The organism is Nocardia sp. NPDC049190 (genome assembly GCF_040648115.1).
In the GTDB taxonomy this organism is placed as follows: Bacteria; Actinomycetota; Actinomycetes; order Mycobacteriales; family Mycobacteriaceae; genus Nocardia.
Map to the genome: position 1 here is coordinate 1 of NZ_JBEZDE010000042.1, position 13,881 is coordinate 13,881.

The window sequence follows — 13,881 nt, forward strand, 5'->3', positions numbered from 1 at the left end:
TTCTTGACAACGACACCAATCGCAAGCTGGTACGACATGAGTACATGGAGTTACCCATCTACTCACGAACTCACTTGTTGCACTGAAAGCTCTGGGGGTGGCTGCCGGATGGCGGCCTACCCAAGAGCTGGAAAAGCGAGAACCTCTAGAGCAGGGGCTTGATGTCCGCCGCGGCCTCGGGGCCGTATGCCAAGGTGAGGCGCTCCAGGGCTTCGTCGCGGTTCAGCGACCACTCCTGGGTGCCCATGGTCTCCAGCACGAGGACGGCGGTCAGCGAGCCGAGCTGAGCGGAGCGCTCCAGGCTGAGGCCGGCGGTGTGGCCGGTCAGGAAGCCCGCGCGGAACGCGTCACCGACACCGGTCGGGTCGACCTTCGCGGTGTCGGGGACAACACCGACGGTCACTTCGGCACCTGCACGGTCGACGATCAGCACGCCGTCCGCACCGAGCGTGGTGACCCGGATGCCGACCTTCTGCGCAACCTCTTCCTCGCTCAGGCCGGTCTTCTGCAACAGCAGCGCCCACTCGTATTTGTTCGTGAAAAGGTAGGTGGCGCCGTCGATCAGCTGCACCGACTGGTCACCGTCGAGGCGGGCCAGCTGCTGGGAGGGATCGGCGGCGAACGGGATGCCGAGTTCGCGGCACTCGGCAGTGTGTCGCAGCATCGCCTCCGGGTCGTTCGCGCCGACCAAGACGAGATCGAGCTCCCGCGTCTCGGCGAGTTCCACGATGGAGATGTCGCGCGCCTCGCTCATGGCTCCCGGGTAGAACGACGCGATCTGCGCCATGTCGTCGTCGGTGGTGCAGACGAAGCGTGCGGTGTGCGCGCGATCGGAGATCAGGGTGGCGGAGCAGTCGACGCCGTGCGATTCCAGCCAGGCGCGGTACTCGGCGAAATCGGCGCCGACGGCGCCGACCAGCAGGGGCTTGCGATTCAGCAGACCCATGGCGTAGCCGATGTTCCCACCGACTCCCCCCCGACGAATCTGCAGATCGTCGACGAGGAAGCTCAGCGATACGTGGTCGAGCTGATCGGCCAGCAGTACGTCGGCGAACCGTCCGGGAAAACGCATGAGGTGGTCGGTCGCAATGGACGCGGAAACGGCGATGGACACGTGACTGAGCCCTTCAACGGTAGGCGGCAGGCGGTGAGACCGGGACGAGATGCCCCGGTCTCACCGTAGTCGATCCACCCCTCCGATCCAGGCGCGGCGGCACAGGAACTGCCCGAACGCGACAACTGATTTCGCAAGGACATGGGTAACTCACCGGGAACGCCCGAAACTCGAGCGCCACCAAACGCAAGACCTGAACGCGAATCAGGTGTCACCCGACCAGCACGGCCTGAATACCCGGAGAGGCGGAACAGTTCAGTTGAAGGAGTCGCCGCAGGCGCAGGAGCCGGTGGCGTTCGGGTTGTCGATGGTGAAACCCTGCTTCTCGATGGTGTCGACGAAGTCGATCGAGGCGCCCTGGACGTACGGAGCGCTCATCCGGTCGACGGCGAGCGTGACGCCACCGAAGTCGACGACCAGGTCGCCATCGAGCGAGCGGTCGTCGAAGAACAGCTGGTAACGCAGGCCGGCGCAACCACCCGGCTGCACCGCGATGCGCAGCGCCAGGTCGTCGCGACCCTCCTGATCCAACAGCGCCTTCGCCTTGGCGGCGGCGGCGTCGGTCAGAGTCACACCATGGGTGGCGGTCTCGTTCTGCACAGTCATGGACTCTCCTCGAGGAACCTATGGTCAACCCGTGAACAGCGCACGGTCGCGTCGGTCAACACCACTCGGCGGGCTGCTATTCCCTATCTTGCCACCACCTCGCCGCCGACGGTACGCAACCTCCGTGAGCTGGCGCACTCCGTCGAATCGGACCGCGTTTCTCGCCGCGAAACGCATCGAATAGCCTGGTCGGTGTGAAATTGTTCCGTCGCGGCGAGTCCAGCAGTACCGACGTGACCGTCGAATCGACGGCAGTCATGGAAAGCGGCTCGGCCGCGGGGTCCACCCGGACGGCAGCCCCAGCCACCGCCGGCAAAGGCCGTCCCACCCCGAAACGCCGTGACGCACAGGGCAAGCGCCGCGGTCCGGTGGCTCCCGCCCCACTCACCGCCAAGGAGGCCCGCGCCCGGCGCAAGGCCGCCCGCGGCACCAAGGCCGAGCGCAAGGAGGCGTCGGCCGAGCGCCGCGCCGCGGCCCAGGATCGGCGGGCGCGGATGCTCGCGGGCGAGGACAAGTACCTGCTGCCGCGCGACCAGGGGCCGGTGCGCGCGTTCGTCCGTGACATCGTCGACGCCCGACGCAACCTGGTCGGCTTGTTCATGCCGATGGCACTGGTGCTGATCCTGTCGATGTTCGTCGCACCCGCGCTGCAGACCATCGTCACACTGGCCATGCTGGTGATGATGGCGTTCATGGCCGCCGAGGGCTTCCTGCTCGGCCGGGTCGTGAACGGCCGGGTCAGAGAGCGTTTTCCGGACAGCACCGACACGGGATACCGACTCGGCTGGTATGCCTTCGTCCGCGCCTCCCAGATCCGCAAAATGCGTGCTCCGAAGCCGCGGGTCGGCCCTGGCGACGCGGTGTAGTTGCGCAGCGGGGTAGTTCTGCGGCGCACTCGACGCTGCGGGTCAACGGATTGTTTCCGGCTCGCGTGAACAACTGACACCCGCGACTACGCCGGTCACGTTTCGGTCGGGCCCGAGCTGGTGCGTGCACGGCATTCGCCGAACTCATGCCGACGCAGGGCGTTGGCGGACTCGTCGGCCGTACCCGAAGCGCCGCGTCGGTCATCTGCCATGGACGTTGCGGCCGAGCATCGCGGTCAGTTCCGCCTGTACGCGCTGGGCGTCGCGGTCGATGACGTCGGACGAGCCTGCGTGGCCGGTGCGGTACGCGACGAACGCCGCGAAGACCACGAGAGCCGCCAGAGAAACCAGAAAAGTAATCATGGCGGTAATTTTGCGCTCGCCCATTTACCGCCGATAGTGGCCGCACTGACATAGTCCGCAAAGATTCAGCCAGTAGACTCGCGGCATGCTGTCGAAGGTTGCCGTCGTGCTGTCCGAACGAATGGCCATGTTCGAGTTCGGTGTCGTCTGCGAGGTTTTCGGCCTCGATCGGACGGCCGACGGGCTGCCCGGCTTCGACTTCCGCGTGTGCGGAGCCGAGCCCGGTACGCCGTTGCGTTCGACCAGCCCGGGGATCACCGTCACACCGGAATACGGGCTCGCGGGGCTGACGGGGGCCGATCTGGTCGCGATCCCGGCCGCCGCCACCACGATGGGCGCGGCGTTGGATCCGCGCATTGTCGAGGCTGTCCGCGACGCGGCAGCGGCGGGCGCCACGGTGCTCACCGTCTGCTCCGGAGCCTTTCTGGCCGGCGCCGCCGGACTGCTCGACGGGCGCAAATGCACCACGCACTGGCGCTACGTGGACAAACTCGCCGCCGACTACCCCGAGGCGACCGTCGATCCCGACGTGCTGTTCGTGGACGAGGGCGACCTGATCACCAGTGCGGGCACCGCCGCGGGCATCGACGCCTGCCTGCACCTGGTGCGACGCGAACTCGGCAGCGGCGTCGCCAATGCGATCGCGCGACGCATGGTGGTCTCACCGCAGCGCGACGGCGGGCAGCGCCAGTTCATCGAACGTCCGGTCGCGGCCTGCACCTCCGACAGCCTCATCCCGACCCTGGAGTGGATGAACGAACACCTCGACTTGCCACACACCATCGAAGAACTCGCCACCCGCTCCACCATGTCCACCCGTACCTTCGCCCGCCGCTTCGCCGCCGAAACCGGAACCACCCCGGTGAAATGGCTCACCAACCAGCGCGTTCTCCTCACCAAACACCTCCTCGAGGAAACCGACCTCGGCCTGGAACAGATCGCCGCCCGCTCCGGCTTCGGCTCCGGCGCCCTCCTGCGCCACCACTTCCAGCGCCTGGTCGGCATCGCCCCCACCGAATATCGCCGGCGCTTCGGCGCGAATCCGGACGCGGGGCACGAGCCGTAGCGCGAAAGCGAGCGGCCACCGCCGACCTCGGCTTGTCCCCGCGACCGCGCGACGGCCGTTGGCCGGCGGTATGGCCTGCGCATCATGAGCCGATGTCGTATGGCGAGGGCAGCGGATCGGTGTCGGTGGCCTTTGGATTGATAGCGTGCACCCGTGTCGCAAGGTTCCTCGTCCGCAGCGCCGCGCCGCACCCTCGTCGTCGGGGCCGCGCGGTCCGGCAAGTCGGCATTCGCGGAGAAGCTGGCGGCCGATGCGGGCGGCGCGGTCCGTTATGTCGCCACCGCGGTGCCCGACCCGGCCGACTCGGAGTTCGCCGAGCGCATCGCCGGGCACCGCGCCCGACGCCCCGCCGACTGGTCGACCATAGAAAGTGCCGACCCCGCAACGATTCTCAGCGCCCCGGACAACCCCTCGGACGTGACGCTCATCGATGACATCGGGACCTGGCTGACCGCACGCCTCGATACACGCGACGCTTGGGACGCTCCGCGCGGCACGATCACCCCCGATACCGACGCGTTGATCGCGGCCGTCGCCGCCTACCGGCACCGCCTTGTCATCGTGACCCCCGAGGTAGGCATGGGTGTCATTCCCGCCACTCGCTCCGGCCGCCTGTTCCGCGACGAAATAGGCACCCTCAACCAGCGCCTCGCCCAGGTCTGCGACGAAGCATTCTTCCTCGTAGTCGGCCTTCCCCAGCGGCTGAAGTAGCGCCTCCCGCCCAGCGGACCGTGTTCGCCCCATATCTCGGTCTTCGGAGCGAAATTCGGATCGGGAAAAGGGGTCCGCGGGTGCGCGAGAAGCGCGGCTCCGACCGAGCGGGACGCCGGGAATGGCAAGATTGGGCGGCGAAGTCGGCGGGAACCGCCACGACCGGAAAGGCTCGACAGTGACCCACGGATTCGGACCGGTAGCGCCTCCGGACGCACAGTCTCGCGCGACGGCCGAGCGGCGACAGGCGCAACTGACCAAGCCCGGTGGTGCACTGGGTCGGCTGGAGGAACTCGGCAATTGGGTCGCGGCGTGCCAAGGCCTGTGCCCGCCGAAGCAGTTCGAGCGAGCCGCAGTCGTCGTGTTCGCCGGCGATCACGGCGTCGCCCGGCACGGGGTGTCGGCGTATCCCAGCGAAGTCACGGCGCAGATGGTCGCGAACTTCCTCGGTGGCGGCGCGGCGGTGAACGCTCTCGCGGCGGTGGCGGGTGCGGCGGTCCGGGTCGCGGACATCTCGGTCGACGGCGATACCGATCCGCAGGTGTCCCAGCACAAGGTTCGCCGTTCCAGCGGCGCCATCGACCGTGCTGACGCGCTGACCGACGAGGAGGTTCAGGCGGCGCTCGCCGCGGGCCGCGCGATCGCCGACGAAGAGATCGACGCGGGCGCGGACCTACTGATCGTGGGCGACATGGGCATCGGCAACACCACCCCGGCCACCGTCCTCGTCGCCACCCTCACCGACACCGAACCCGTCGCCGCCGTCGGGCGCGGCACCGGCGTCGACGATGCGGGCTGGGCGCGCAAAGTCGCCGCCATCCGCGATGCGATGCGCCGCGCGCGTCCGGTCGTCAAGGATCCGGTCGAGCTTCTGCGTGTCGCCGCCGGCGCCGATTTCGCTGCGATGGCCGCATTTCTCGCCCAGGCCGCTACCCGTCGAACTCCCGTCATCCTCGACGGCGTCGTCGTCACGGCCGCCGCGATGGTCGCCGAAGACCTCGCCGCGGGCGCGAGCGCCTGGTGGCTGGCGGGCCACCGCTCCACCGAACCGGCTCATTCCCTCGCATTGAAGCACCTGCGCCTCGACCCGGTGATCGACTTGACCATGCGGCTCGGCGAAGGTTCCGGCGCTCTGGCAGCCCTCCCCATCCTCCGCTGCGCGGTGGCAGTTCTCGCCGACATGTCCACCTTCGCCGAGGCCGGTGTCAGCACCGCCGACGCGCGATCGGCACCCACCCCTCCGGACCTGCGCAAGTGAATCGTCCCCGGCGCCACCACACCACCGGCGCGGCGGCGCCGGATGCTGGTCGGTGGTCGCCATTCGATTCCTGGGTTGTCCTGACACCTACCGCCGCCCACGGGATTCCGGTGCGGCCGCGGCGGGTCAGCACGGTATCTGCGCGCCTTTGTTGCGAGCATGGGGCGCCGAGCGTCGGCAGAAGGTGCTCACGGTGACCGGACTACGGCTGGCGATCTCGTGGCTGACCGTGTTGCCCGTGCGCGGACCCGCGGATGTCGATCGCGCGACGGCGAGACGGGCGATTCGGCTGGCGCCGATCGTCGGTGTGTTGCTCGGGTCGGGTGCCGCGGGACTGCTATGGCTGCTGACCTGGGCCGGCGGGGCCACTCCGTTGGCCGGCCTGCTGGTGGTCGGCGCGTTGGCGCTGATCACCAGGGGCATGCATCTCGACGGGCTCGCCGACACCATGGACGGCCTCGGCAGCTACGGTCCGCCCGAGCGGGCCAGAGCAATTATGAAACGCGGTGGCGCGGGTCCGTTCGGCGTCGCCGCGATCGTGTTCGCCGTGGGGATACAAACATTCTCCTTCGCGGCCGCGGCCGACTCGGGCCGGTGGTGTGCGGTGACCGTCGCGGTCGCGGCCGGCCGGGTAGTCGTCGTCCTTGCCTGCCGAAGCATCGCCGCCGCACCTGGCACCGGGTTCGGCGTCCTGGTCGCGGGCACCCAGTCGACACTCGCCGCCGCGTTGTGGTCGGCCGCGTTGATCGTTCTCGCGGTCTGGGCTGCGCCCGACCGACCCTGGCTCGGCCCGCTCGCCGTCCTCCTCGCCCTCGGCACCGGGATGGTCCTGGTCTGCCATTGCGCGCGCCGCCTCGGCGGCCTCTCCGGCGACGTCCTCGGGGCCGCGCTCGAAACGTCGGTAACCGTCACCGGGACAGTGCTGGCGCTGGCCGTCTAGCCGCGCGGACCAGGCCATGGTTGGCGAGGTCGGCGCACCCCGCCGCGGTGGACATCGGTCCGGTGGGGACAGGGACCGGAGTCCGGGACCAGGGCGGATTTCCGGCTGTCGTGCGTGGATCGTCCGGGTCGGGCAATAAGGTGTGCGGTATGTCATCTGAGCGCCGCTATTTTCGCCAACTGTTGTCGGGACGCGACTACGCCGTCGGTGATCCGATCGCGACACAGATGCGCAACTTCGCGTACCTCATCGGCGATCGGGAGACGGGTGAGTGCGTAGTGGTCGATCCGGCCTACGCGGCAAGCGATCTGGTGGACATCGCCGAGAACGATGGTCTGCGGCTGACCGGGGCGCTCGCGACCCATCATCACCCCGACCATGTGGGTGGCACCATGCTCGGGTTCACCCTGTCCGGTCTACCCGAATTGCTCGAAAGGACACATGTGCCAGTGCATGTCAACGCGGAAGAGCTGCCGTGGGTAGCCACCGTCACCGGCATCGCCGAAAGTGAGCTGACCGGCCACGAACACGGTGACAAGATCACCGTCGGCGCTTTCGACATCGAACTGTTGCACACTCCTGGACATACTCCGGGCAGCCAATGCTTCCTGTTCGACAACCGTCTCATCGCGGGCGACACCCTGTTCGTCGACGGCTGCGGCCGCACCGATTTTCCCGGCGGGAACTCCGACGACATGTTCCGCAGCCTGCGCTACCTCGCGGGACTGACCGGTGACCCGGTGGTCTATCCGGGCCACTGGTACTCCGAGGAACCCCACGCCGCGCTGTCCACTGTCCGGGACAGCAACTACGTCCTACGCCCGCAGACGCTCGAGCAGTGGCACATGCTCATGCCGGGCTGAGTCACATCCCCCGCATCCACCCGTGGATGTCGGCGAAGGTGCCGCGCTGAATACCGGTGAGCGTGTCACGCAAGGCCATGGTGACCTCACCGGGCTCGCCGCCGCCGATGGTGAACTCGTCGTCGCCGGAACGCACCCAACCGACCGGAGTGATCACCGCGGCGGTGCCACACGCGAAAACCTCGGTGATTTCACCGGATTCGGAGCCCGCGCGCCACTCCTCCACCGAGATCTTGCGCTCCTCGACGGGGAAGCCGGAGTCGGCGGCCAAGGTCAGCAGCGACTCGCGCGTGATGCCGGGCAGCAGCGAGCCGGACAGCTCCGGGGTGACCAGCCGCGCCTCCGAGCCCGACCCGAAAACGAAGAACAGGTTATTGGTACCCATCTCCTCGACGTAGCGGCGCTCGCACGCGTCCAGCCACACCACCTGATCGCACCCCCGCGCCGAGGCCTCGGCCTGCGCGAGCAGCGAAGCCGCGTAATTTCCGGCGACCTTGGCCTCGCCGGTGCCGCCGGGCGCGGCCCGCACGTACTCGGTGGACAGCCAGACCCGCACCGGCTTCACGCCGCGCGGGAAATACGCGCCCGCCGGGGAACCCAGCAGCAGGTACTTGTACGAACCGGCCGGCTTCACACCCAACCCGGCCTCGGTCGCGAACATGAACGGTCGCAGATACAGCGACTCCTCGCCGCCCGCCGCGGGCACCCAGTCCCGGTCCACCTCGAGCAGCTGGCGCACCGACTCGATGAACAGCTCCTCCGGCAACTCCGCCATCGCCATGCGGCGGGCCGACCTGCGGAACCGCGCGGCGTTCGCGTCGATCCGGAAGCAGGAGACGCTGCCGTCGCTCTGCCGGTAGGCCTTCAAGCCCTCGAAGATGGCCTGGCCGTAGTGGAACACCATGGTCGCCGGGTCCAGCGCGAGCGGGCCATACGGCTCCACCCGCGCGTTGGTCCAGTCACCGTCGGTGTAATCGATCGAGACCATGTGGTCGGTGAAGTACCGGCCGAACCCGGGCGCCGCCAGTACTTCTTGTCGCCGCTGCGCCGGCACGGGCGCGGGATGCGGAAGACGGGTGAACTGCGCGGCGATGGTCATGCCGGTGATCCTAACCGGGCGCGATTTCCCCGGTACTCCCCTGGTCCGGCCAGTGAGCTCGACTACTTGGTGTTGGTCTCCACGAAGGGCGGACGGACGACCCGGCAGCGCACCCGGCGTCCGCGCACATCGACCTCGACCTCGGCGCCGGGTTCGATGTCCGCGGTGGTGTCGAGCAGTGCCAACGCGATGCCGACCTTCAGGGTGGGCGAGAATGTGCCGGAGGTGGTTTCACCGACCGGCGCACCGTCGTGGAGCACGGCTTGTCCATCCCGCAGCACGCCACGGTCGAGTGCCTGCAGCCCCAGCAGGAGGCGGCGCGGCCCGGCCGACTTCTCGCGCTCCAACGCGGCTTTCCCCCAGAACTGCGACTTCTTCCAGCCCACTGCCCAGCCGCAGCGCGCCTGCACCGGCGAAATCCGCAGCGTCAGTTCGTGCCCGTGTAGCGGGTAGCCCATCTCGGTGCGCAGGGTGTCGCGAGCGCCCAGGCCCGCCACCTGCCCCTCGGCCGCCCGCACCTGCTCGACCAGGGCACGGAACAGTGGTTCGGCATCATCCCACCGGGGCAGCAGCTCGTAACCGTGCTCGCCGGTGTAGCCGGTACGGCACACCCGGACCGGACGGCCATCCCATTCGGCATCGACATACGCCATGTACCCGAGTTCGGTCGGCAGGCCGAGCGCGCGCAGCACCTCGATGGAACGCGGACCCTGCACCGCGAAGACGGCGTAATCGCGGTGCTCGTCGGTCACCGTGACGCCCTCGGGCGCAGCCTTGCGCAGTTCCGCGACCACCGCCGCGGTATTGGCGGCATTCGGTACCAGGAAGATGTCGTCATCGCTGACGTAGTAGGCGATCAGGTCGTCGATGACGCCGCCATCCGGCGCGCAACACAACGTGTACTGCGCCTTACCCGGGTGGATCCGCCCGAGGTCATTGGTGAACGCCGAGTTCACGAACGCCGCGGCGCCCACCCCGCGCACCGTGGCCTTCCCCAGATGACTGACATCGAACAGCCCGACCGCGGTACGAACCGCGTGGTGCTCGGCTACCGTCCCCGCGTACGAAACGGGCATCTCCCACCCCCCGAAGGGCGCGAACGTAGCACCCAGCTCGACATGCACGGCGTGAATGGGTCCTTGCAGCAGGTTCGTCTCGGTCACCCGCCGAGCTTATCCGGCACTACCGCGTCCTTATTCGGCACTGGGACGCCCCTATTCGGCATATGGAACGCCCTGGTCCCTCCGCTACCGGCCCCCACCGACTGATCACCGACGAGTGGCGCATACCGAAGCGATAGCGAATTCACTGCGGCTGTGTCCCATCCGACGGACGGAACCACATGGGAATGAGAGTCGGGCCGTTGTCCGGGAGGGGGTGAGCGGTTCCGACGCGGACGAAGCCGGAACGGGCATAGAGACGGACGGAGCGTTCGGTGCTGGCTTCCAGGAATGCCGGGACGGCCGCCTCGGCGGCGGCGCGCAGGCGGTCGGCGAGGATCACAGCACCCGCACCCTTGCCACGATGCTTCGGCACCGTGACGATCACCTGCAGGTACCGGTGCGGAAATTCGCGTGGGTGTTCGCGGGCGAGCAGTCCGGTCACGATCGCCAGACGGCGCAATGACTGCACGTCGGGTGCCTGGCCGGCCAATGTTCGTGCCTCGGCGGCCTCCTCGGCGAATCGCTCGACCGAGGTGACGGACTGCCAGATCGAGACCGACCAGATGTCCTCGCCCGGGCCCGCGACCCAGATCTCGTCGTCCCGTAGCGCTCGATCGACCAAGCCAGGCACGAACGCGCTCCGAATATCGGTGTCGGGCTGGTCCTCCAACACCCAAGCCGTCACCACTTCGTCCGCGCCGGCCGCACCGAACGCCTCGACAAGCGCGTCACGGTCCCGAGCGCCGGCTCGTCGTGCGGTGAGTTCCATCGACCACCCTTTCGTCAGTGAACACTGTGTGTAATCGCTCAATCTATGGAGGTGAGAAGCACTTTGCTAGCATTTCGTCACACTGTCTGGCGTGATGAAACAAGAGAGGTCCGCGCATGCGGTGCACGATCTGCCGAGACGAACTGACCCAACCGACCCTCGGTCGCCGGCGTAAGTACTGCTCGCGGTCCTGCCAGGCTCGCGCCTACCGTGCCCGCCGAGACAACGTGGCGCCCACCCGCCGCGGCGCCCGGCCCGCCCGGATGACCAAGATCACCATCACACGATCCGCCGTCGACCTGGCCGACAGCCACGGCATCGACGGACTGACCATGCGCCGCCTGGCCGCCGTCCTCGGGGTCGCGACTGCCGGCCTCTACCGGCACTTTCCCGACCGGGAAGCACTCTTCGCGAGCATGGCCGAGTTGGTGCTCGACGAGATCCCGCCGCCCTCGTCGCACTGCACCGATTGGCGCTCGCGGCTGCGACACGAGGCGCTCGAGGAGTGGCGCCTCTATCGCAGGCACCCGTGGATGCTGCCCATCCTGGCGCGTACCCGGCCGCCGCTGGGCCCCGCGTTGCTGGACATCCTCGAACGCAATTTCGCCGCCATCGATCACCCCACCCTGACCACCCGGACCGCATTCACCATCTACCTCGCGCTGTCGGGCCTGGTCCAGGGCTTGGCGCTGCTGTGGAGTTCCGAACGCGTCGACCGTCTCGATGCTTCGCGGTCGCCGGCCGAGTCCGACGCGCTGCGCGACGATCTCGCCGAGTTGCTCGACCCGGCAACCCGTCCTGTCCTGCATCGTTTCTTCACCACCGACCCCGCCGGCCTCGCACTGGACTTCGACGAACTCCTCGACGCAGGCGTGGAACTCCTCCTGGACGGCGTCGCGATGCGACAGCGGGAGCCGACCGCATAACCTGTGCCAATGACCGCTGTTGCAGATCGCTCGCTCGGACCAGAACTGGCACGCACCGAGACCATCGGCGCGGACACCGATGTCCTCGTCGTCGGATTGACCTCGTCGGAAGACGGCCCCGCTATCGTGCCCGAGGACCTGTTCGGCGACGTGCTGAGCGCCGAGGTACGCGCCGAACTGCTCGACCAACTCGGCGCGGTCGGCGCGAAAGGCAAGGCCGAAGAGCTCACCCGGGTTCCGGCCCCGGCCGCGCTGGGTGGAGTGTCCAGCGTGCTCGCGGTCGGCCTCGGCGCGGCCGACAAGGTCGACGCCGAGCAGATCCGCCGCTCGGCCGGGGTGGCCGCCCGCGCGTTGTCGGGCACCGAACTGGTGGTGACCACGCTGTCGGGCCTGGACCTCGGCGCCGCGACGGAGGGCTTCTACCTGGGCGCCTACTCGTTCACGCCGTTCCGGTCGGACAAGTCCGCGCCCAAGCCGGATGAGCGCCCCGTGGCCCGCGTCGAGTTCCTCGTGCCCGAGCCGGGATTCGGCGAACAGGCGTTCTTCCGGGCGAAGCTCACCGCCGAGGCCGTCGCGACCGCACGCGACTTCGTCAACACCCCGCCCAGCCATCTGTTCCCCGCCGAATTCGCCGCGCGCGCCGCGGAACTTGCCGAGGCCGCAGGCCTCGCCGTCGAAGTGCTCGATGAAAAGGCCCTGGAAGCAGGCGGTTACGGCGGTGTACTCGGCGTCGGCAAAGGCTCCTCACGTCCGCCCCGCCTGATTCGGATCACGTATGCGGGCGGCCCGAAGAAGGTCGCGCTGATCGGCAAAGGCATCACCTTCGACACCGGCGGCATCTCCATCAAACCCGCGCAGAACATGGAGAACATGACCTCGGATATGGCGGGCGCGGCCGCCGTGATCGCCACCACACTGCTGGCCGCACGACTGAACCTGCCGCTGACCGTCACCGCGACGGTGCCGATGGCCGAGAACATGCCCTCGGCCACCGCGCAACGTCCCGGCGATGTGCTCACCCAATATGGCGGCACCACGGTCGAGGTGATCAACACCGACGCGGAGGGCCGCCTGATCCTGGCCGACGCGATCGTCCGCGCGGGCGAGGACGACCCCGACTACATCATCGACGTGGCCACGCTTACCGGCGCGCAGATGGTCGCGCTCGGCACCCGCACACCCGGCGTGATGGGTACCGACGAGTTCCGCGACCGCGTGGCCCGCATCTCCCGGGAGGTCGGTGAGAACGGATGGGCCATGCCGCTTCCCGGCGAGTTGCGGGCCGATCTGAACTCCAAGATCGCCGACCTGGCCAATGTCGCGGCGCACCGCTGGGGCGGCATGCTGATGGCGGCGACGTTCCTCCAGGAGTTCGTCCCGGGAGGTGTGCAGTGGGCCCACATCGACATCGCAGGCCCGTCATACAACACCGGCGGTCCGTTCGGGTACATCGGCAAGGGTGGCACCGGCGTCCCGGTTCGGACACTCATCACTGTGATCGAGGACATCGCCGCCGAGTGAGCCCGCGGGGGCGTCGTCCGAGCCGAGCGGGACGACGCTCCCTTATGGTTCGCGCAATTCCGCTTCCAACGCCCGCTGGCGCTCGACCCGCTTGCGCGCGTCGTAGTCGCGCATCCGCTGTGGATAGCCGGTCTTGCGCACGTCGTAGACGGGGATTCGCAAATCTCTCGCAAGCCGCCGTGCCCCGCGCTCGCCGACGATCCGGCGGGTCCATTCACCATCAGCGGCAATAAGAATCACTGTGACATCGGTCACCGTCGTCTTCGGCTCGACGTAGCCTTCGACCCCCTCGTGGCTCCGGACCCAGTCGGTCAGATAGCGAGCATCCACGCTGCCCACCGAACCCGCACGTAGAGCGCCACCGCCCCGGGTCGCGCCGCCACGGAAACGATCCAGCAAACCCAACGACGTCGACCTCCTTTCCAGCACCGGAGAATGTTCATCGCCGGTCTTCTCATACTGCCAGCTCCGCGCAGTTCGCAGCCCTGCGCTTCGCGGCTCACGGGCGAATGCAAGGATGGACCGCGGTACCAGAACCACACAGCATCTCCGAGGCCACGCACAATGATCGGTGGCGTTCGGACACACGTCGCGACCTGCGACGGGCGTCCGCGGT

Annotated in this window: 15 protein-coding genes; 8 read left to right on the forward strand and 7 right to left on the reverse strand. The window is 68.2% G+C overall.

Annotation, left to right across the window (positions count from 1 at the left end):
- Window positions 1-145 precede the first annotated feature (145 nt).
- Window positions 146-1,114 carry a carbohydrate kinase family protein gene (locus AB0B25_RS26895; RefSeq protein WP_357184960.1) on the reverse strand — a complete coding sequence of 323 codons (969 nt, stop codon included), beginning with the start codon at window positions 1,112-1,114 and terminating at the stop codon, window positions 146-148.
- A gap of 255 nt (window positions 1,115-1,369) precedes the next feature.
- Window positions 1,370-1,720 carry an iron-sulfur cluster assembly accessory protein gene (locus tag AB0B25_RS26900; protein ID WP_357184962.1) on the reverse strand — a complete coding sequence of 117 codons (351 nt, stop codon included), beginning with the start codon at window positions 1,718-1,720 and terminating at the stop codon, window positions 1,370-1,372.
- Between the two features lie 257 nt (window positions 1,721-1,977).
- Between AB0B25_RS26900 and AB0B25_RS26905 the strand changes: the two genes are divergently transcribed.
- On the forward strand, window positions 1,978-2,586 hold the full coding sequence (locus tag AB0B25_RS26905) for a DUF3043 domain-containing protein (protein ID WP_357185067.1): 609 nt from the start codon (window positions 1,978-1,980) through the stop codon (window positions 2,584-2,586).
- A gap of 201 nt (window positions 2,587-2,787) precedes the next feature.
- Here the strand turns inward: AB0B25_RS26905 and AB0B25_RS26910 are convergent, their stop codons facing one another.
- On the reverse strand, window positions 2,788-2,973 hold the full coding sequence (locus tag AB0B25_RS26910) for a hypothetical protein (RefSeq protein WP_357184965.1): 186 nt from the start codon (window positions 2,971-2,973) through the stop codon (window positions 2,788-2,790).
- Between the two features lie 61 nt (window positions 2,974-3,034).
- Here AB0B25_RS26910 and AB0B25_RS26915 point away from each other — a divergent pair, with 61 nt between their 5' ends.
- The 5 genes from AB0B25_RS26915 to AB0B25_RS26935 all read left to right on the forward strand — a co-directional run bounded on the left by AB0B25_RS26915 (window position 3,035) and on the right by AB0B25_RS26935 (window position 7,787).
- Window positions 3,035-4,015, forward strand: coding sequence for a helix-turn-helix domain-containing protein (locus AB0B25_RS26915; protein WP_357184967.1), 981 nt, complete (start codon window positions 3,035-3,037; stop codon window positions 4,013-4,015).
- 153 nt (window positions 4,016-4,168) lie between these two features.
- Window positions 4,169-4,726, forward strand: a complete 558-nt coding sequence (cobU, locus tag AB0B25_RS26920; RefSeq protein ID WP_357184970.1) for a bifunctional adenosylcobinamide kinase/adenosylcobinamide-phosphate guanylyltransferase — start codon at window positions 4,169-4,171, stop codon at window positions 4,724-4,726.
- A 178-nt stretch (window positions 4,727-4,904) separates the two neighbouring features.
- Window positions 4,905-5,984: a nicotinate-nucleotide--dimethylbenzimidazole phosphoribosyltransferase gene (cobT, locus tag AB0B25_RS26925; RefSeq protein ID WP_357184973.1), complete on the forward strand. Its 1,080-nt coding sequence runs from the start codon at window positions 4,905-4,907 to the stop codon at window positions 5,982-5,984.
- A gap of 193 nt (window positions 5,985-6,177) precedes the next feature.
- A complete protein-coding gene (locus AB0B25_RS26930; protein WP_357185069.1) occupies window positions 6,178-6,924 on the forward strand; it encodes an adenosylcobinamide-GDP ribazoletransferase in 747 nt (248 codons plus the stop codon).
- A 149-nt stretch (window positions 6,925-7,073) separates the two neighbouring features.
- Entirely contained in the window at window positions 7,074-7,787 is a 714-nt protein-coding gene (locus AB0B25_RS26935) for an MBL fold metallo-hydrolase (protein ID WP_357184976.1), read from the forward strand.
- A gap of 1 nt (window position 7,788) precedes the next feature.
- Here AB0B25_RS26935 and AB0B25_RS26940 read toward each other — a convergent pair whose 3' ends face one another.
- The 3 genes from AB0B25_RS26940 to AB0B25_RS26950 form a co-directional block, all read right to left on the reverse strand.
- Window positions 7,789-8,886: a branched-chain amino acid aminotransferase gene (locus AB0B25_RS26940; RefSeq protein ID WP_357184979.1), complete on the reverse strand. Its 1,098-nt coding sequence runs from the start codon at window positions 8,884-8,886 to the stop codon at window positions 7,789-7,791.
- 62 nt (window positions 8,887-8,948) lie between these two features.
- Window positions 8,949-10,049, reverse strand: coding sequence for a glycine cleavage system aminomethyltransferase GcvT (gene gcvT / locus AB0B25_RS26945; RefSeq protein ID WP_357184982.1), 1,101 nt, complete (start codon window positions 10,047-10,049; stop codon window positions 8,949-8,951).
- A 142-nt stretch (window positions 10,050-10,191) separates the two neighbouring features.
- The gene (locus tag AB0B25_RS26950; RefSeq protein ID WP_357184985.1) at window positions 10,192-10,818 is read right to left on the reverse strand and encodes a GNAT family N-acetyltransferase; all 627 of its coding nucleotides are present in this window, start codon (window positions 10,816-10,818) and stop codon (window positions 10,192-10,194) included.
- 116 nt (window positions 10,819-10,934) lie between these two features.
- Here AB0B25_RS26950 and AB0B25_RS26955 point away from each other — a divergent pair, with 116 nt between their 5' ends.
- The gene (locus tag AB0B25_RS26955; protein ID WP_357184987.1) at window positions 10,935-11,744 is read left to right on the forward strand and encodes a TetR/AcrR family transcriptional regulator; all 810 of its coding nucleotides are present in this window, start codon (window positions 10,935-10,937) and stop codon (window positions 11,742-11,744) included.
- Window positions 11,745-11,753: 9 nt separating this feature from the next.
- Window positions 11,754-13,265, forward strand: coding sequence for a leucyl aminopeptidase (locus AB0B25_RS26960; RefSeq protein WP_357184990.1), 1,512 nt, complete (start codon window positions 11,754-11,756; stop codon window positions 13,263-13,265).
- Window positions 13,266-13,307: 42 nt separating this feature from the next.
- Here AB0B25_RS26960 and AB0B25_RS26965 read toward each other — a convergent pair whose 3' ends face one another.
- A complete protein-coding gene (locus AB0B25_RS26965) occupies window positions 13,308-13,670 on the reverse strand; it encodes an oxidoreductase (RefSeq protein WP_357184992.1) in 363 nt (120 codons plus the stop codon).
- Window positions 13,671-13,881 lie beyond the last annotated feature (211 nt).